The 19,432-nt window shown below is 59.9% G+C and carries 14 protein-coding genes and 1 tRNA gene; 10 read left to right on the forward strand and 5 right to left on the reverse strand.

The genetic code is table 11. The features are described 5' to 3' along the window. Window positions 1-8 precede the first annotated feature (8 nt). Window positions 9-5,591: a trifunctional serine/threonine-protein kinase/ATP-binding protein/sensor histidine kinase gene (locus tag M1D43_RS04930; protein WP_498814124.1), complete on the reverse strand. Its 5,583-nt coding sequence runs from the start codon at window positions 5,589-5,591 to the stop codon at window positions 9-11. Window positions 5,592-5,895: 304 nt separating this feature from the next. On the opposite strand from M1D43_RS04930, the gene M1D43_RS04935 reads away from it, so the two are divergent. Both M1D43_RS04935 and M1D43_RS04940 read left to right on the forward strand, forming a co-directional pair. Beyond that, a complete protein-coding gene (locus tag M1D43_RS04935; RefSeq protein WP_127541946.1) occupies window positions 5,896-6,375 on the forward strand; it encodes a carboxymuconolactone decarboxylase family protein in 480 nt (159 codons plus the stop codon). A 466-nt stretch (window positions 6,376-6,841) separates the two neighbouring features. After that, window positions 6,842-7,810: an MBL fold metallo-hydrolase gene (locus M1D43_RS04940; protein WP_498814125.1), complete on the forward strand. Its 969-nt coding sequence runs from the start codon at window positions 6,842-6,844 to the stop codon at window positions 7,808-7,810. Window positions 7,811-8,048: 238 nt separating this feature from the next. On the opposite strand, the gene M1D43_RS04945 is transcribed toward M1D43_RS04940, so the two are convergent. The 3 genes from M1D43_RS04945 to M1D43_RS04955 all read right to left on the reverse strand — a co-directional run bounded on the left by M1D43_RS04945 (window position 8,049) and on the right by M1D43_RS04955 (window position 8,782). After that, a complete protein-coding gene (locus tag M1D43_RS04945; protein WP_027990710.1) occupies window positions 8,049-8,228 on the reverse strand; it encodes a hypothetical protein in 180 nt (59 codons plus the stop codon). Window positions 8,229-8,248: 20 nt separating this feature from the next. Continuing rightward, window positions 8,249-8,554, reverse strand: coding sequence for a hypothetical protein (locus M1D43_RS04950; RefSeq protein WP_010969388.1), 306 nt, complete (start codon window positions 8,552-8,554; stop codon window positions 8,249-8,251). A 152-nt stretch (window positions 8,555-8,706) separates the two neighbouring features. Continuing rightward, window positions 8,707-8,782 (reverse strand) — tRNA-Lys (locus M1D43_RS04955). A 556-nt stretch (window positions 8,783-9,338) separates the two neighbouring features. Between M1D43_RS04955 and M1D43_RS04960 the strand changes: the two genes are divergently transcribed. Further along, the gene (locus M1D43_RS04960) at window positions 9,339-10,082 is read left to right on the forward strand and encodes a cytochrome c biogenesis CcdA family protein (RefSeq protein WP_003533210.1); all 744 of its coding nucleotides are present in this window, start codon (window positions 9,339-9,341) and stop codon (window positions 10,080-10,082) included. 130 nt (window positions 10,083-10,212) lie between these two features. Further along, window positions 10,213-11,175 (forward strand): AEC family transporter, encoded by a 963-nt coding sequence (locus M1D43_RS04965; RefSeq protein WP_003533213.1) that lies wholly within the window; start codon window positions 10,213-10,215, stop codon window positions 11,173-11,175. Here M1D43_RS04965 and M1D43_RS04970 read toward each other — a convergent pair. Next, window positions 11,143-12,354, reverse strand: a complete 1,212-nt coding sequence (locus M1D43_RS04970) for a UbiH/UbiF family hydroxylase (protein WP_013844473.1) — start codon at window positions 12,352-12,354, stop codon at window positions 11,143-11,145. The genes M1D43_RS04965 and M1D43_RS04970 overlap by 33 nt on opposite strands. A 344-nt stretch (window positions 12,355-12,698) precedes the next feature. On the opposite strand from M1D43_RS04970, the gene pcsA reads away from it, so the two are divergent. The 6 genes from pcsA to M1D43_RS05000 all read left to right on the forward strand — a co-directional run bounded on the left by pcsA (window position 12,699) and on the right by M1D43_RS05000 (window position 19,308). Further along, window positions 12,699-13,424: a phosphatidylcholine synthase gene (gene pcsA, locus M1D43_RS04975; protein WP_003533217.1), complete on the forward strand. Its 726-nt coding sequence runs from the start codon at window positions 12,699-12,701 to the stop codon at window positions 13,422-13,424. Between the two features lie 52 nt (window positions 13,425-13,476). Beyond that, window positions 13,477-14,454, forward strand: a complete 978-nt coding sequence (locus M1D43_RS04980) for a quinone oxidoreductase family protein (protein WP_127541944.1) — start codon at window positions 13,477-13,479, stop codon at window positions 14,452-14,454. A gap of 146 nt (window positions 14,455-14,600) precedes the next feature. Beyond that, window positions 14,601-16,187, forward strand: a complete 1,587-nt coding sequence (locus M1D43_RS04985; RefSeq protein WP_003533224.1) for an ABC transporter ATP-binding protein — start codon at window positions 14,601-14,603, stop codon at window positions 16,185-16,187. Next, window positions 16,177-17,271 carry an ABC transporter permease gene (locus tag M1D43_RS04990; protein ID WP_015007561.1) on the forward strand — a complete coding sequence of 365 codons (1,095 nt, stop codon included), beginning with the start codon at window positions 16,177-16,179 and terminating at the stop codon, window positions 17,269-17,271. Before M1D43_RS04985 ends, M1D43_RS04990 begins: the two co-directional genes overlap by 11 nt. Beyond that, complete coding sequence (locus tag M1D43_RS04995) at window positions 17,271-18,191, forward strand: ABC transporter permease (RefSeq protein WP_028011603.1); 921 nt, start codon at window positions 17,271-17,273, stop codon at window positions 18,189-18,191. Before M1D43_RS04990 ends, M1D43_RS04995 begins: the two co-directional genes overlap by 1 nt. A 46-nt stretch (window positions 18,192-18,237) precedes the next feature. Next, a complete protein-coding gene (locus tag M1D43_RS05000) occupies window positions 18,238-19,308 on the forward strand; it encodes a BMP family ABC transporter substrate-binding protein (RefSeq protein WP_003533231.1) in 1,071 nt (356 codons plus the stop codon). Window positions 19,309-19,432: the final 124 nt, after the last annotated feature.

The raw sequence follows: 19,432 nt of genomic DNA on the forward strand, positions 1-19,432 counted from the left end.
CCCGCATATTATGCGCTGTCCGGAGGCGCTTCGCGAGCTTTGGCCATTCTTGCGGCGGGGCTCGGGGGTTGCTCCGATGCGCGTTGGAGTGTGAACGAAAACGTGGCTCCTTGCTTCTCGTTCCGAGAGGCCCATAAACGTCCTTCAAGGCTTTCGATAATCGCCTGGCTGACCGACAGCCCGACACCCATGCCGTTGACCTTGGTCGTGTAGAACGCCTCGAACAGCTTTTCCGCCAAAGCCGGGTCGAATCCGATGCCGCAATCGCTAACATCGACGCGTATATCGTTCGGCCCGGATGTTCGGGTTCGAATGTGTACTGTCTTCGGCGTCCCGGATGTGGTGCGCATTGCATCCACCGCGTTCAGAAGCAAGTTCAGCACGACCTGTTGGACCTGCACGCGATCCCCTGCCGCAAGGGGAAGACCATGCGTGAAATCGGTCTGTACGATGACCTCATTCATCTGAAGCTCGTTGGCCGCGAGATTGAGTACTTCACGGACGATTTCATTGACGTTGAGGGGCTCAATCGTCGCATTCTTGCTGCCAAAGAGGCTTCGCAGCCTCTTTATCGTTTCGGCTGCACGGTATCCGTCACGAAGACAACGCTGAGCGGTTCTTACAGCGCCTTCTATATTTGGAGGGGTGCTCTCAAGCATGATCTGGCACGCCTCGGCATTGGCGACGATGCCCAGCAACGGTTGGCTGATCTCATGGGCAATCGATGCCGTCAGCACCCCCAAAGTGGCCGTTCGCGACACATGCGCTAGTTCGGATCGAACGTTACTGAGAGTGTCTTGGGCATGCTGCATTTCCGTCACATCCTGAAGCGAACCAAGATGCCGCCGCTTTCCAGCATGATCGACACCGCTGCGAGTAACCAGTCGAACGTCTTTGACGAGACCGCCGTCGAATTGAAGGCGAAACTGACGATCGATGTCGGCGCCTGATTGCCGGGCGGTTTCGACCAACTCTTCAAACATCTTTTGATCGGCGGGGTGGATACGAGTTCTGATAACCCCGATCGTGACTGCCAATCCCGGTGGAAGTTCGAAGATCCTGTAAATTTCCTCGGAGCACTCAAGCGCATCCAGGTCATCGTGCCAATAGAATCTTCCTGTCCGGCTCAGTCGCTGAGCCTCCCTTAGCCAGGCTTCACTGCGTTGGAGCTCGGAATAAAGCCGAGAGTTGCTCAGCCAGATGCCCGCTTGGGAGGCAAGGAAATCCAGAACAGCAATGCGATCTGGCGAGAAAACGCCCGATGTGAGACCGTTCTCGGCATAGAGAAGGCCGATGATCTCCGTGGCGTTGAATATGGGGATACAAAGGATCGATCTTGGACGCCGGCCATGGAAATATGCGTCGGAGACATCGAACGCTCCGGAAGGCAGATCATTTAGAACCGCGGGTGTTTTCGTTCGTAAAACGTATTTGAGGATGGAATTCGGCAAATCCGAAGGGCTGTGACGGCGCCGCTCGAGCGTGACGGCAATTTCTCCGCGTTCTGTTGCCGCTGTCGCTTCGATATTGAGTTCGCCATTGCTGAACAGTAGCAATGCTCCGCGCTCGGCTCCGGCGTGCTGGACTGAAAGATGCATGAGCTTCTCGATGAGCTTGCTCAACACCATCTCGCTTGAAAGCACTCTGGAGGCCCGCCCAACTGCTTCCACGTCCAATGCAGCCACGGGCATCTCGATTGTGCTCAGGGGCGAGGCGGATGGCTGGCGTTTGCTCAGATGAAGATAGCGAAAATCCAGCAGCCGGACTTTTGCCAGGCAGCCCCACCGGTTGTAGCATTCCCGTGCATTGCGCAAGTACGCGTCTGAGGCAATGTTCAGTCCTCTCGACGCGTAGAAGCGGCCGGCCAGCTCGGCAGAGATGGCTTCGACCTGAAGAAATCCTCCGGATCGCGACAGGTGAATTGACCTCTCGTACAGTGATTGCGCCACGCTGTCCTGCCCCTCCAAGCGCGCGCGCTCGGCACCCAACAGCGCTTCCCGGCACCCGAAATTGGACGGGCTGTTCTTGGACCAGGTTGCCATCCGGTCGTGATGACGGCAAAGCGTGTCCAGATATGTTTGCCGCTGGGCTGCGGACACGGTCTCACGATCGGCCAGTGCGGCCGACGTGAGGCCCGCATAAAAACCGTACTCGGCCTCTTCGATCGAAGACCGCATCGCCCACCGAATGGCCTCAACTCGCGATGCGGCAAGGTGCGCGGCGGTGAAATCCTCGGTTAGATAGTGCTCAATGAGCCTGAAAACCCAATGGTAGCCGATCATCATCGCGACACCGGGTTGCGGCTCGGCTTCCCCGAGCGCCCACGCGTCGTCGTCGGTCGAGATTGCCGTGTCTTCCCCCCGCAGTTTCCGAACGAGGCGAAGCTGGCTGAAAAACCTTTCCGTCGGGAGGCCGAGCTGGACCTTTTTCGCAAAGTCTACAGCGTTCTCGACTTCGTTCTGTACATGCTTCAGCGACTTGCCGCTTACGAATTCATGGGTGATCCGATTTCGCGTATTGTAGGCAGCAAACGCCAGATCTCCGGTTGAACAGCTAATTCGAAAGGCCTCTGCCATAAGGGGTGCGCTGTCGGCCAGCGGCCTGATCCAAGGCGTCGCAAACCCGGCAAATAGAGAATAGACTCGCGCTCTGTAGCGCCCGCTTTGGCTCTTATCGACAAGCCGGCGGGCGAGTTCACCGAATGCATAGGCGGTCTTGTAGTCACCGAACTGCACGCCAAGAGCCATATTCAGGGCCGAAAAGGCCACGGCCGAACTCTCACAAAAGCCATGCTGCAGGCTGAGATTAGTCATTCTCAAGAGGAGAAATTCCATGAGCCGGCGATCTACCGCGTAGGCGGCAGGAAACACCTCCGTCATCACCGCAATCGCGGAGATGATCCGCGGATCAGTCATCTCGGCGGCGTCGGCAAGAGTGTCGATATCAATGTCGGAAAGCCAAAGGTGGAGGCTGTCGAACTCGCTCCGAACATCGGCTTCTGTCGACTGTGACGGCCAGCCCGGATCCGCTTCGCTTAGAAATCGGACGCCTACCTCGACGGCGCGACTGCTCCTGCCAGTTGTGAAATAAAGGAGCACGGCGAGGCAAACAACCTCGGCCCTGTCGGCAAAATCCGTTGTCATCGCCATCAATCCGGAAAGCCGTTCCTCCGCAGCGACCAGATCCCCGGTAACAATCTCGCTCTCGGTTTGATTCAGCTCTAACTGAAAAAGGAGCTGATATTGATCTTGCCGGCGGTCGGCAATGAGCGAGCGCCCTCGTTCAAAATACGACCTCGCGGAAGAATAGGCACTTGCCGCCTTCGCCCGTTGACCAGCGACAAGGTAAAGCTGCGCGACTGTAGCCGCTTCGGCGCGGGTAACGGCAGGCAGGCCCCTGTCGAATTGGTTCGTTATCTCGAAGATACGCTCCTCAAGTTCCCGGCGTGCCGTGTGGGCGAGCAACAACCTTGCGATATCGAGGTGCGCCTGCGCAAGCGATTCGACCCCAAAGAAGGAATAGGCCGCCGCCTGCACATGGTCATGTGCAAAAGACAAGGTGCTATTTGAAAGCTTTATGAGCCCGGCATCGAGGGCGGGATCGAGCAATTCTCTCAAACCGCCGCTGGACACACGCAGCACGAGGGCAGCGGTGCGGGCGTCCGTGACGTTGCCCAGCAAGGAGAGCTGGCCTAACGCCTTCTGCGTACCCGCCGGCAAGCGATCCAACTGCATCGCCAAAAGCTGACCGACATTGTTTGTGAGGCCCTTCTCTCGAACTGCCGAGGTATTCCAGCTCCATTCCGAGTTACCGGGTTGGAAAAACAGCGTGCCCTCTGAAGCCAGCTGACGGACGAACTGAATGGCGAAGAATGGATTGCCTCCCGTTTTCTCGCCAACCAAATCCGCTAGCGTCCCGACGCGGTCAGGCGAGGTCGAAAGGATGTTCGCGACCAAGTGCAGAAGATCGTCATGTTGCAAAGATTGCAATCCGATCTCTGCCGTCCGACCACGCATTGAGCGCAGATTTGAGAGGACGCTTCGGAGCATATCGCTTTGCTCGTTTTCTTCATCACGGTAGGCCCCGATGATGAGTATGTGCCGAAGCTCAGGATCGTTTATAAGCCTTTGAACCAGGTCTAACGTCGCTGCGTCCAGCCACTGCAAGTCGTCGATGAAAAGCACCAGCGGATGTGAGGCAGTCGCAAAAACGTTTAGAAACGCCCTGAATACGAAGTGGAACCGAACCTGTGCGGTCGCCAGGTCCGCGGGAGCGGTCTCGGGCTGCGATCCGACGACGTAGGCCAGCTCCGGGATTAGATCGACGATGAGCTGAGCGTTGCTTCCCAACGCATTCAACAGCGAGTGGCGCCAATGTGCCAGTTCGCTTTCATCCTTGGTGAGAAGCTGCCGCACGAGCCGTGTGAATGCTTGTGCGAGCGTAGCATAAGGTATTTCCCATTTGTGCTGATCGAACTTCCCAGAGGCAAACAGCATGCCTCTTTCAACGAGATTTTTGGAAAGGTCTTCGACGAGCGAGGATTTTCCAATGCCGGGCGGCCCTGAAACCAGGACGAACTCACTTTCGCCACTGGCTACGACCCTATCGACCGCCTTCATCAAAAGCTGCTGCGCTTCGCCACGTCCGAAGAGCATCGGGGAATTTTGTCTTTGATCCAGCAGATCGCTTTTGGCGGGTTGAAAACGCTGGACCTGATCGGTGGCGGAAAAGTCTGCAAGGCAGCGTTGGAGGTCATTTTCGACGGCCTTCGCCGTCTGGTACCGGTCATCCGGATTTTTCTCGAGTAGCTTCAATATGATGGCATCGATCTGGGATGGGATCGCTGCGTCTCTGTCGCTCGGCCTTGGCGAACTTGTGGCGAGATGGCGGTGGGCCCATTCGAGAGCATCGTTGGCTTCGAACGGAAGCGCGCCGGTGAACAGTTCAAACAGAGTGATCCCGAAAGCGTAGAGGTCGCTCCTTAGATCCGGAGAGCGGTTCATTTTTCCGGTTTGCTCAGGCGACATGTAGGCGAGTGTGCCAGCGATTACGTCGATAGACCGCGGAGCCTTCCCATCCACGATGAATTGACCGGCAAGGCCGAACCCTGTCAGCTTTATGTCACCGGACGCATCGACGAAGCAGTTTGATGGGCGGATGTCTCCGTGGAAAAGGCCGATCTCATGGATTTTGCGGATCGATGACGCCAATCTGCATGCAGTTACCAGCACATTTGTCAGGCTGGGCCGCCAGTCGGCCTCTGGCACGGATGCTTCGAGAGAAACGCCGCCCGGGTCTTCAAAAACAAGGGCGATACGGCCGCGATCCCGATGCATGCCTAGTGGATGAATGACTGCCGGGCAGTTTAGACCGGCAAGAAGACTGTATTCCCTTGCAAATCGATCATCGGTGCGGCTTGCAGGGGGCTCGCTTGTCCCCACGAGAACCAGAACGGAGGGGCCGTCAGTGGCCTTCGCGCGATACAATGCAACGTCGGGCTCGGCTTTGACAAATTCGACATCTAGAGCACATTTGGGAAGAAACGAGAGCGCCGCTTCTCGGACACCGTCTAAGTCTGCACGGGCTTTCATTTGTCCGGAACCTGTAGGTGCCTGTAAAGTTGGTGTCATCTTCCACTAACTCGATAGACGGCTGCTCAGCCCGTTCAAACTGTTCGCTTAGGACGGCTGAGGGTAGCCACGACCCACATCGGTGCGCGGCGATGGAGCCATGGCATGGTTTTGTTACTCTACGCACCCGCGAGGCTATCAGGCGTCCCCAACAGATGTATAGCTATGCCTGGGCCTGCCAGTAAACCAACATCCGTTCGGCTGTGCATTGAATCTGCTTGCATGTGCAGCTGGAAAGCATTTTTCAAGAAACGGGTGAGAGACAATGTCACAGCGGCTCAACTACGCACAGTTATCGCCTGAACATTTTAAAGATCTGATGGCCTTCAGCAATGAGGTCAGGAAAGGTTCGATCGAGCCGTCGATCCTCGATCTTGTCGATATTCGAGCATCACAGCTCAACGGCTGCACATTTTGCCTCGATATGCACTCGAAGGAAGCGACAATTCACCAGGAGCGGCCTCTTCGCCTCCACCATATCGCATCCTGGCGGGACTCCAATTTGTTCAGTGCGCGCGAACGAGCAGCGCTTGCATGGACTGAAGCGCTGACCAAACTTCCGGACACCGGCGTTTCTGATGAGCTTTACGAACAGGTGCGAGAACAGCTTTCGGAAAAAGAAATCTCGGATCTCACGTTTCAGATCATGTCCATCAATGCATGGAATCGAGTGAGCATTGCGGTGCGCGCCGTTCCGGGTTCTGCGGACAAGGCGTATGGGCTGGACAAGGCCGGCCTGGTGTAAAGCGTTTCGGCAGCAGGAGATCCGCGCCGATCTCCTGCTTTCCAGAAAAACGCTGCCATCTCAAACAATAGCTCGAAGATCGGTATCGTGCTGGCTTGCTGCTTTGCTCTTTCGACGTGCACTGAACACGGACGATGAAGGTGTGGCGGCGCGCCGGCACCATGAACATCCGGGGTCGCGAGCCGCCCGCGCTACGGCTGACGCCGGGCAAAGGTCCGTTTGAAAGCGTCCCGATTCTGTCTCGAATGGCTGAAGGCGCGGCGCACGATCAGCCCACTCCTAAACCTAAGTTTGGATTACTGGCTTCCGAGGGCGACTGTAATGGTGTTTGAGCCGTCACGAGAGAAGCGCTCGAAAACGACAATGTCCAGAACACGCCTCGTGCGCCGATTCCATGGCCATACGCAACTTCAGCGAACACCAAATGGCCCGTGGCGAGATCGTCCAAGCAACACAGGAGTGCATCATGTCTCAGCCACTAGCAGAAGCCCCTACGTCGGGTCCGCAGCAGCTAAAGATTCCCTCGGAGAACACCTTTCATCCCGGTAAACAGGGCACCAGCGAGCTCGTTCCGTCCCGTTATGCGGTGCGGATCGGCGAAATCGACGTGATGATCGTCAGCGATGGGGTCCTGCCGCTTCCAACGCAAATGTTGGGACATAATGCCGACCCTGCGGCTCGGGCGTCATGGATGGAAAACATGTTTCTGCCGCCGGATGCTTTCGACTGGCCACTAAACGCAGTGGTCGTGCGCAGCGGCGAACAAACCATCCTCCTGGACGCCGGACTGGGCCTTGACCCGGACCTGAATTTGCCGCGGGCCGGACAGTTGGTTAAGCGGCTGGAGGCAGCCGACATTGATCTCGCCTCCGTGACCGACCTCGTACTCACCCATCTGCATATGGATCACATTGGCGGACTTGTGGTCGAAGGGGTGAAGGAAAAGCTGCGTCCTGACCTCCGGATACATGTAGCTGCCGCTGAGGTCGAATTCTGGGAGGCCCCCGATTTCTCCCATACCAGCATGCCGCAAGGGTTCCCGGACGCACTCCGGGCGACGGCCAAGCGATTTCTGAGCGAATATCGCAGCCATCTTCGACCATTTGACGAGGAGCGCGAGGTTGCGCCGGGCGTCGTTGCCCGTCGGACCGGTGGGCACACTCCGGGTCACTGTGTGATCCGCATAGCATCCGGAGGGGAAGGGCTCACCTTCGCCGGTGATGCTGTGTTCGCCGTCGGTTTCGACCAGCCGGACTGGCATAACGGCTTCGAGCATGACCCGGAAGAGGCGGCTCGTGTACGGATCGAGCTTTTGCGGCAGCTGGCGGCGAGCGGCGAGCTCTTAGTGGCCACTCATCTGCCGTTCCCTTCCGTTGGCAGGGTGGCGGTCGCTGGCGATGCTTTTCGTTGGATACCGGTTTTCTGGGATTACTGACAGCGATCGTATTTCCGTTTGTACTTGTCGATTTAGTAAGGCCCGGCAACTGCCGGGCCTTACTTTGAATCTGTGTTTTCCCCTGTGGCTCCTGTCCGAGCGCCATGCTGATCTTTTCAGCGTTCAACCGAAGGCAAATGGCAGCCACACGAGCACAAAGGCGGAGATGATGATCACTGCCACCGCAATCAATTCACCTCTTCGTCCCATCATCTACGGCCATTCGGAAATTACGTCGCTAACTTGGGGCAAACAGCAGAACCACAGCGATAACGATCAACAACGGCCCCATCCAGCGAAAGTGCCTTGTGAGTTGAACGAGCCACGGCATTTGAGTGTTCGTCTGAACGAAGCCAAAGCCTGACGCTGTCATCCAAAGACCGGCGCCAAACATGATTATTTGATCGATATTGGCCATTCGTCACAGGTTCGAACGTGTTACTTGGTCGGCTTCACAAGCGAGATGACCCGCGGCTTAGACGGCGCGTCCAACCATTCGATCCACGTGTCTCGTTCCTCGATCGTGTCGAAAAACCGCCAGAGCTTGTACTCTTCTTCGGTGGTGTCCAGCATCTCGCCAACGGTCACGAGTTCCAGGGGCAATGTCACCTCGTTGCCGTCGAACCGAACGAAATAGAGTCCCTCGGCAGCAAGACGGATCACTTGACCAGTGGAGTAACTCCCATCGGGGGCGTCCATCGTGAAGTACATGCCGGTCAAGGTCTCAAAAATTTTGCTGCTCATTGGTTTCACATGCCAGTTCAAGAAATGGGAATCAGAGATTCGCCCAGGCCGCCGGCAAACGCAAGAGATCACTATGATAGGTGAGGGCCGACAGGCACCGCGCTGACTGGGAAGCAATAGAGGGCGCGAGTATGGCGTCGGCAAGGGCGCAGTGGTGAGCGCGCAGGGATTCGAACCCTGGACCTACTGATTAAAAGTCAGTTGCTCTACCGGCTGAGCTACGCGCTCCCATACCGGGCCTAAGGCCCGGCGGAGTGGCCGGACATATGCACGCAGGCTTTGCGCCGGTCAACCCAAAAATTGCATTAAGGCCTGAGTTTATAACGGCTGCTGCGAGATGGGTAATGGCGTTGAAGCTCTGGTCGGTTTTGTTGGGTACGCCTGGCGCGATGCACTTGAATTCCTTGAGCACCGACTGCCTGGCCTAGGAAAGCTTTCGGAGGACTGCAATGTCTCCTCACCCTCATCTCTGTGCTTGTCACAGAGATCCAGCAGCGCCGCGTCTGCGGGCGCGGGAAGAGTTCTTTCAGACCAAGGACTTGGTCTGGCCGGATCCCTGTGACGAGCACAGGGAGGAGGAAATCAAACAAGTCGCGGCGGGTATCCCGCATCTCAAGAGGCCTAGACCATGGTTATGGATTCGAAGCGAGCGGCTGCGGGTCGGACCGCTCGTCTTCGGCGCGGCTATGGCTCCGTGCGGCAAAATGATCGCCAAAAGGTGATTGGTTTCGCTCCATACATGCGGGTAAGAAGGCGGCAAGTCGAGTGCCGGAGTTCTGATACCTTGTCGATTGCAGATATTTCCATCTGGACCGCCGTTCTTGCAGGTGCTCTGTCCTTTCTCTCGCCCTGCGTCCTGCCCCTGGTGCCGCCTTACCTGTGCTACATGGCAGGCGTTTCCGTCGATCAGTTCCGGGACGGAAATGCAGTGGCAACCGCAAGCACGCGCAGGGCCGTGCTGCCGGCGGCGTTGTTCTTCACGCTCGGCTTTGCGACGGTCTTCGTGGCGCTCGGGGCGGGTGCCTCTTCGATCGGTCTTTTGCTCAGGCAGCATCTCGATCTTCTTTCGCGCATCGGCGGGATCATCATCATCATCATGGGGCTGCATTTCCTCGGGGTCTTCCGGATCGGGCTGCTTGCCCGCGAGGCACGTTTCCAGGGCGGCAAGCCGGCGACCCTGTCGGGAGCCTATGTCATGGGCCTTGCCTTCGCCTTCGGCTGGACACCGTGTATCGGCCCGGTACTCGGCACCATCCTGGGTGTTGCCGCCGCGCGCGATACGGTCGCCGACGGCGCTGCTCTGCTGGCGATCTATTCGCTCGGACTCGCAGTACCGTTCTGGATCGCCGCGGGCTTTTCCAGTGCCTTCATGCGTTTTCTTTCGCGTTTCCGCCGCCATCTAGGGCTCATCGAAAAGCTGATGGGCGCTCTGCTCGTCGCCGCCGGCCTTGCTTTCCTCTTCGGTTTCGTCAGTTCCGTCGCGATCTGGTTCCAGCAGACCTTCCCAATTCTCTCCCAAATCGGCTAAGCACGCCCAGCTACAGCTTCCGGACGGGGAAACGTTACCGGGAAGCGCTGAGTCTTTGAACAACGCACTTCCGGACGGAAAACCGCTACGCATTTTTCCTGGAAGCGCTTCTGCAGCGGCGAGGGAGATCATGGCGGAAATCACGGGTCTGGTGCTGCCGTTCTTCGGCCTCATCTTTCTCGGCTACCTGACGGCGCGCCTCGTCGACCATCCGGGCGAGGCGATGGGCTGGCTGAACACGTTCATCGTCTACCTGGCGCTGCCGGCGCTCTTCTTCAAGCTGGTATCGCGCACGCCGGTGGAAGAGCTTACCCGTGCCGATTTCATCCTGACCAGCGTGGGCACGACCTATGTCGTCTTTGCGCTGATCTTCGCCATAGGGCTGTTCCTGCGCCGCAATACGGTTGCCGAGGCGACGATGCAGGGCTTCGCCGGTGCTTATGGCAATATCGGCTACATGGGCCCCGGTCTGGCGCTGCTGGCCCTCGGGGAGACGGCGGCCGTTCCGGTAGCGCTGATCTTCTGCTTCGAGAATGCAGCGCATTTCACCGTCGCTCCGGCGATGATGGCGGCTGCGGGCGGCAGCAAGCAGAAGCCGGCAGTCGTCGCACTCGGCATTGCGCGCCGAATAGCGTTTCATCCATTCATCCTGTCGACCTTTGCCGGCGTCGCCGCGGCTTTTCTCTCTTTCGAACCCCCGCTGCCGCTGCAGCGGCTTATCGACTATCTGGCGCAAGCGGCGGCGCCTTGCGCCCTTTTTGCGATGGGGGTCACGCTTGCGCTGCGCCCGCTCAAGCGTATTCCCGCAGAGATCGGCTACATCGTTCCGGCGAAGCTCGTGCTTCATCCGGTGCTCATGTACCTGGCGCTCAGCCTTGGCGGGGCCTACGATCCCATCTGGGTACAGACAGCCGTGCTGCTCGCCTCCTTGCCGACCGCAACCAATGTCTTCGTGATCGGCCAGCAATACGGCGTCTGGCAGGAGCGGGCATCGGCGACGATCCTCATCACGACGTTGCTTTCGGTCGCGACGGTGACCGGCCTGCTTTATCTGATACGCTCAGGCGCTCTTCCGGCGGATCTGTTCCCGTAAACCCTCCTTGAACGCCTGCAGCGCGCTGCCGGGATGTATTCCCTCGCGCATCAAAAGTCCGCGCAACGGCCCCGCAGAGGAGAGGAGATGCAGGCCGGCCGCACGCAGGGCCTGCACCGGCAGGAAATTGGAGAGCAGCGAACGGTTGAGCAGGTCGACGCTCGCCGTTCGGCTGAGAATGTCGGCGCGCCGCCGGCCATCGAAGCGGTCGCCTGTGTCTGCCGGCAGGCGGCTGCCGGTTGGCCGGCCGATGAGATCGACAAGGGTCATGATGTCGCGAAGACTGAGGTTCAGCCCTTGGGCCCCGATTGGTGGAAAGGCATGGGCGGCTTCGCCGACGAGCAGCGTGCGGCCCTTGCCGAAACGACGGGCGGAAAGGCCGGAAAGCGGAAATGATTGCGGCATTCCCTCCGTCGTGACTTTGCCGAGAATCGACTGCATTCGGTCCTCGATGGTGCGCGAGAGGACGTCCGGTGCAAGCGTCAGCGTCTCCTCGGCGTCCCGGGGCTTGCGAACCCAGACCAGGCTCGAGCGGTTGCCGGGAAGAGGCACCTGCGTGAACGGACCGCCCTCCGTATGGAACTCGGTCGAAACGTCCTGGTGCGGCAGTTCGTGGCTGAAATTCAGGACGATAGCGGCCTGCGGATAGGACCAAGTGCGAACGCCGATCCCGGCGGCCTCGCGCACCGCCGAGCGTCGCCCGTCTGCGCCGACCACCAGGTCGGCAGTAATCGAGCGGTCATCGCCAAGACCGATCCGAACCTCTGCGCCGTCGATGTCGAATCTCGTTGCCGCGGCGGTCGCACGCTCGAGCGTCGGCAGTCCCGCTTCGTGCCGTTCCAGAATCTCGAGGAAGGGCGCGTTCGGAATGTTGTAGCCGAAAGCATCGAGGCCTACTTCGGAGGCGCGGAAATTGACCGGAGGCGCCCGAAAAAGCCGCGAGGTCCCGTCGAGGATGCGAATGGCGACGAGCGGCGCAGTCAGCGGCTCGACCTCACCCCAAAGATCGAGCTTCTTCAGATATTCGATCGACTGGTCCATGAGCGCGGTGGTGCGGCCGTCGGCGATGGCAGGCCGCGGGCCGACGAGCGCCACGCGGTGACCTTCGCGGGCAAGAGCGATCGCCGCCAGAGAGCCGGCAAGCCCCGCGCCGATAATTGCGATGTCATAGTGATCCATGGCCGACAGGACCTCCCATGCGGTTGCCCGCTTTCGTCTCGATATCACAGCCTGAAGTGCCCGCATTCATCCGAAGCCCTTCAGCGTGTTGCTTCGTGCCCGCATCTTCGGGCGACATGCATTAGTTCTAGTCGCTTAGCCCATTGAAATAAATGGGCAGATTCAGCGCAGGGGCACGCGCCGCATGTCCACAGGACAATGCCGGCCCAAGGCGACGAACGTTTGGAATTTGCTGGCGATGCTCGGCAAACGGTGCATATTACGGCCAAAGCGGTGCCGGTGCTGAAAATAGCGGCTGACCGGCGGCGCAGAGGGACGGGACAAGGGACAGGGCGGCTTCGCACATGAAGTTCTTCAATTACAGACGCGTTCCTTACGCGGAAATACGCGCCTTTTCCGTGCATATCCTCACAGCGTCCGGATCGTTCCTGGCCTTTCTCGGTGTCGTCGCTGCGGCAGAGCACCGCTTCGTCGACATGTTCTGGTGGCTCGGTCTGGCCTTGCTCGTCGACGGCATCGACGGGCCGATCGCCCGCAAGGTCCAGGTCAAGGAGGTGCTGCCCAACTGGTCCGGCGATACGCTCGACAACGTCATCGACTACGTGACCTATGTGCTGCTGCCGGCCTTCGCACTCTACCAGAGCGGCATGATCGGCGAACCCTGGTCGTTCGTGGCCGCCGGCGCGATCGTGGTTTCCAGCGCTATCTACTATGCGGACATGGGAATGAAGACGGACGAGTATTTCTTCTCCGGATTTCCGGTCGTCTGGAATATGGTCGTCTTCACCCTTTTTGTGATCCAGGCGAGCGAAGTCACTGCATCGATTGTCGTTTTCCTATCGGTGATATTGACGTTCCTGCCGATCAACTTCCTGCATCCGGTGCGTGTGAAAAGGCTGAGGCCGCTTAATCTCGGCATCTTTCTCGTCTGGTCGGTGCTCGGAATGTATGCGTTGCTCCTGCATTTCGAGACCCCGCCCTGGGTAGTGGTGGGCGTCGTGGCAACCGGGCTTTACCTCTACGTCATCGGTTTCATACTGCAGATCTTCCCGAAACTCGGGCGTGCCTGAGCGCGATCGGTAGGCTCGGCGCGAAATCATTGCAATCGGTTAGGAGTTGGACATGGCAGAGGCGATCGTCGTTCGCGAACTTGGCGGACCGGAAGTTCTGAAGATGGAGGGCGTTACGCTGGCGGCGCCCGGACCCGGCGAAGTGCAGATCCGGCAGGTGGCGATCGGCCTCAATTTCATCGACGTCTACTTTCGCACCGGCCTTTATAAGTCGGCGACCGGGCTTCCCTTCATTCCGGGCAAGGAAGGCGCCGGAGTAGTGACTGCAGTGGGTGACGGGGTGAGCATGTTCTCGGTCGGCGACCGCGTCGCCTACGCATCCGCTGATGGCGCCTATGCCAGCGAGCGCAACGTAGACGCCTCGCAACTCTTGAAGGTGCCGGAGGGAATCAGCCTCGAGACGGCGGCTGCGATGATGCTCAAGGGCATGACCGCGCAATACCTTCTCAACCAGACCTTCAAGGTGGGCCCGGAGACGACCTTGCTCTTTCACGCCGCCGCCGGCGGCGTCGGGCTCATTGCGGGGCAGTGGGCCAAGGCACTTGGTGCGACGGTGATCGGAACGGCCGGATCGCAGGAGAAGATCGATCTGGCTCTTGCCCATGGCTACGACCACGTCATCAACTACCGCACGGACAATTTCGTCGAGCGCGTCAAGGACTTGACCGGAGGGCGCGGCGTCGACGTCGTCTATGATTCCGTTGGGCGCGACACCTATCCGGCCTCGCTCGACTGCCTGAAGCCGCGCGGCCTCTGGGCCAGCTTCGGCAATTCCTCCGGGCCGGTGGATGCTTTCAACATCGGCATCCTGGCGCAGAAGGGTGCGCTCTATGCGACGCGCCCGACGCTCTTCACTTACGTCGCGACCCGGCCGGCCCTGGAGGCATGTGCAAATTCCCTGTTTGATGTTGTGCAAAGCAACAAAGTGCGTATCAATATCAACCAGACCTATCCGCTCGCCGAAGCCGGTCGGGCGCATACGGATCTCGAAACAAGAAAAACAAGTGGAACGACATTGCTGATTCCCTGACCGAAGCCTTACGGCGCCGGCGTCTTATCGGACGCGAAGGTCGCTGTAGTCTTCACGTTGCTGCAGGTTCCTGTCGATTGATCGGGTACGATCAAAGCAAGCGTGCAGTAAGGCGGGCGGGGATCGAAGAGGGGAAAGAGGGCAGCGTGCCTGAAAAGGGACAAACCGCGAGCGGCCCGCTGCTGGCCGTTCGCAACCTTACGAAATTGTTCGGCTCGTTCGCGGCCTGCAATGCAATCGATCTGCAGATAGAACCCGGAGAAATCCACGCGCTGCTCGGCGAGAACGGCGCGGGAAAGTCGACGCTGGTGAAGATGCTGTTCGGCGTGCTCGCGCCGAGCGCCGGCGAGATCATGTGGCAGGGGGCGAATGTCCGCATCGCCAGCCCGAGCGACGCCCGCCGGCTCGGCATCGGCATGGTCTTCCAGCATTTCTCCCTGTTCGAGGCCCTGACGGTCGCCGAGAACATCGCCCTTTCCATGGACCGGGCCGTTTCGCTCGCCCGCGTCGCCGAGGAGGCGTCACGGCTGTCGCGCATCTATGGCCTGCCGCTCGATCCGAAGGCACATGTCGCCGATCTCTCCGTCGGCGAAAGGCAGCGGATCGAAATCGTCCGGGCTCTCCTGCAGAACCCGCAGCTCATCATTCTCGACGAACCGACTTCGGTGCTGACACCCCAGGAGGCGGACCGCCTTTTCGAGACGCTGCAGAAACTGCGATCGGAGGGGCGTTCCGTCCTTTATATCAGCCACCGTCTCGAGGAAGTGCAGCGCATCTGCGACCGCGCGACGGTGCTGAGACACGGCAAGGTAACCGGCGCCTGCGATCCGCGCGCCGAAACGCCCGCCTCTCTGGCAAGAATGATGGTCGGCAGCGACGTGGCGGTCGTCACACCGGAGGGAACGAGCACCAGAGGCGACGTGCAATTGGAGGCGCGGCATCTTACGGTCGCGGCGCGCACGCCCTTTGCGGTCTCGCTGAAGGACATCTGCCTGAAGGTCAGGGCGGGCGAGGTACTGGCGATCGCGGGAGTGGCCGGCAACGGGCAGAGCGAGCTTTTCGACGCGCTTTCGGGCGAATATCCGTTGGCCGACGACGATGCCATCCAGATCCGCCAGCGGCCGGTCGGGACCAGGAACATCAATGCGCGCCGTCTGATGGGCGCCGGATTCGTGCCGGAGGAACGCCATGGGCACGCCGCGGTCTCGGCGCTGTCGCTCTCCGACAACCTTGTGCTCGCGCGCAGCCAATCGGATCGCCGGGCTTTCCTCGGCGGCGGCGCACTGAAGATCATCCGCCACGGCGCCGTCAAGGCGGCGACGAAGCGGATTGCCGAGGCGATGGACGTGCGCAAGAGCGGCGAGGACCCGCCGGCCGGTTCGCTGTCGGGCGGCAATCTGCAGAAATTCATCGTCGGACGGGAACTCGACCGGCAGCCGGCCGTGCTCGTCGTCAACCAGCCGACCTGGGGCGTCGATGCCGGGGCGGCGAGCCGCATACGCCAGGCCCTCGTGGATCTCGCAAAGGCCGGTTCCGCCGTGCTGGTGATCAGCCAGGACCTCGACGAGATATTCGAGGTGGCGACGGAGATCGCAGTGATCAGCGACGGGCGTCTTTCCGATCCCTATCCTGCCCGCGAACTTTCGCGCGAAAAGATCGGCCTCCTGATGGGCGGCATGCATGGCCAGGCGCAAGGCCAGGCCGAAGGCGAGGGAGCGGCGCATGCGCATTGAACTCGAAAAGCGCGCGAAGGCCTCGACGCTGTTTTCCATCCTTTCGCCGTTCATCGCATTTGCGCTGACCATCGTCTTCGGCGGCGTGATGTTCGCACTTCTCGGCAAGAATCCGGTAACCGCGCTCTACAGCTTTTTCGTGGAGCCGCTGAGCGAGGTCTGGTCGCTGCACGAACTCGCGATCAAGGCGGCGCCGCTGATCCTGATCGGCGTCGGGCTCTCCGTCTGCTTCCGCTCCAACAACTGGAACATCGGCGCAGAGGGTCAGTTCATCATGGGCGCAATCGCCGGCTCGGCCCTGCCGGTACTCTTCTACGATTGGCAGTCGCCGTTGATATTGCCGCTGATGATGCTTCTCGGCATGCTTGGCGGAGCGCTCTTCGCGGCGATACCGGCCTTCCTGAAGGCGCATATGAATACGAACGAGATATTGACGAGCCTGATGCTGGTCTATGTGGCCCAGCTCTTTCTCGACTGGCTCGTGCGTGGCCCTTGGCGCAACCCGCAGGGCATGAACTTCCCGGAAACGCGAACGTTCAGCGCGGATGCGATCCTTCCCGAAATGCTCGCCTCGGGGCGTACGCATTGGGGTTTTGCCTTCGCGATCATCGCGGCGGTGCTGGTGTGGTTCATGATGCGCTATACGTTGAAGGGCTTCGAAATCACCGTTCTCGGCCAGTCCGAGCGGGCAGGGCGCTTTGCCGGCTTTTCCTCGCGCAGGATGATCTGGTTCTCGATGCTGTTTTCCGGCGCGCTGGCGGGGCTCGCCGGCATTTCGGAAGTGAGCGGCGCCATGCAGCAGCTGCGTCCGGTGATCTCGCCCGGTTACGGATTCACCGCTATCATCGTCGCGTTCCTCGGCCGGCTCAATCCGCTCGGAATCGTGGCCGCCGGTCTCGTCCTGGCGTTGACTTATCTCGGCGGCGAGGCCGCGCAGCTTTCGATCGGCGTATCCGAAAAGGTGACGCGCGTCTTCCAGGGGCTGCTGCTGTTCTTCGTGCTGTCGTGCGACGCGCTCATTCACTACCGCATCCGGCTGGTGTGGGACCGCTTCGCAGCGGTCAGGACGGAGGAGGCCCACTGATGGGCATAGTCGAAGCAATCCTCTTCAGTGTCATCACGGCTGCGACGCCGCTGGTCCTCGCCGCCCTGGGCGAGCTCGTCGCCGAGCGGTCCGGCGTGCTCAACCTCGGCGTCGAAGGCATGATGATCATGGGAGCTGTCTGCGCCTTCGCGGCGACGCAGCTCAGCGGCTCGCCCTATGTCGGAATTCTTGCCGGCATTGCTGCCGGCGCCGTGTTTTCGCTGCTGTTCGGCTTCCTGACGCTGACGCTTGTTGCCAACCAGGTAGCGACCGGCCTGGCGCTGACTCTCCTCGGGCTCGGCGTTTCCGGGATGCTCGGAGAGAGTTTCCTCGGCATGCAGGGGATCAAGCTGCAGCCGATCGCGATCCCGCTCCTGTCGAAGATACCCGTCGTCGGACCGCTTTTGTTTCGGCAGGACGCCATATTCTATGCGTCGGTCGCGATCGTGGTGGGCGTCCATCTGTTTCTGTTCAGGAGCCGTGCGGGATTGAAGTTGCGGGCGGTGGGCGACAGCCACGCCTCGGCCCACGCCCTCGGCGTGAACGTCATTCGCACCCGCTACCTGGCCGTTCTGTTCGGCGGCGCCTGCGCCGGACTTGCCGGCGCGCAACTGTCGCTCGTCTACACGCCTCAATGGGTGGAGAACATGTCGGCCGGCCGGGGCTGGATCGCGCTGGCATTGGTGGTTTTCGCCTCGTGGCGGCCCTGGCGAGTCGTCGCCGGAGGATATCTCTTCGGAGCCGTATCGATCAGTCAGCTTCATGCCCAGGCCTTCGGCATCGGCATTCCCTCGCAGTTCCTGACTGCGCTTCCCTATCTCGCGACGATTGTCGTACTCATTCTCATATCGCATAACCGGCGCATGACCCTGATCAACACGCCGGCATCGCTCGGCAAGCCGTTTGTGCCGGACCGGTGAAGAACAACAGCCAGACGGACATTTCTCAAACCGACAGAGGTCAAAAATGAAAAAACTACTCGTCGCCCTCGCAACCACCGTCGCCGTGCTCGGCATCGCGCCGGCCGCAAGCGCTCAGGAAAAGGCAAAGATCTGCTTCATCTATGTCGGCTCGAAGACAGACGGCGGCTGGACCCAGGCCCACGACATCGGCCGCCAGGAGCTAGAAAAGGAACTCGCCGACAAGATCGAAACGCAGTTCCTGGAAAACGTGCCGGAAGGTCCGGACGCCGAACGCGCGATCGAGCGCCTGGCGCGTTCCGGCTGCGGCCTGATCTTCACCACCTCCTTCGGCTTCATGGATGCAACGATCAAGATCGCGGGCAAATTCCCGGATGTGAAGTTCGAGCACGCGACCGGCTACAAGACCGCGCCGAACGTCGCCACCTATAACAGCCGTTTTTACGAAGGCCGTTACATCCAGGGCCAGATCGCCGCGAAAATGTCCGAAAAGGGCGTTGCCGGCTATATCGCCTCCTTCCCGATTCCCGAGGTGGTGATGGGCATCAACGCCTTCGTCATCGGTGCCCGGGCGGTCAATCCGGATTTCAAGATCAAGGTCGTATGGGCGAACACCTGGTTCGATCCGGGCAAGGAAGCGGACGCCGCCAAGGCGCTCATCGATCAGGGTGTCGATATCATCACGCAGCATACCGACACGACCGCGCCGATGCAGGTCGCCGCCGAGCGCGGTATCAAGGCCTTCGGTCAGGCATCCGACATGATTGCCGCCGGCCCGCAGACGCAATTGACTGCGATCGTCGATACCTGGGGCGCCTATTACGTGAAGCGCACCAAGGCCTTCCTCGATGGAACGTGGTCGACGACTTCGAGCTGGGATGGTCTGAAGGACGGCATCCTGACCATGGCGCCCTACACGAACATGCCTGATGACGTGAAGGCGATGGCGGAAGCGACGGAGGCGAAAATCAAATCCGGCGAGCTGAAGCCGTTTACCGGTCCGCTCAACAAGCAGGACGGCAGCCCGTGGCTGAAAGAGGGCGAAACTGCCGACGACGCGACGCTGCTCGGCATGAACTTCTATGTCGAAGGCGTCGACGACAAGCTGCCGCAATAGTCGAACGTCCGAAACACGGCAATCCCGCGCCTCGCGCGCGGGGTTTTCTATAGTCCGACCCGGCCTACCTGCAGCTCTCTGCAGGCCTTTCAGGAATCGTCTATTCGATCTAGTGTTGATCGTC

The sequence above is a fragment of the Ensifer sp. R1-3 genome, from assembly GCF_056739175.1.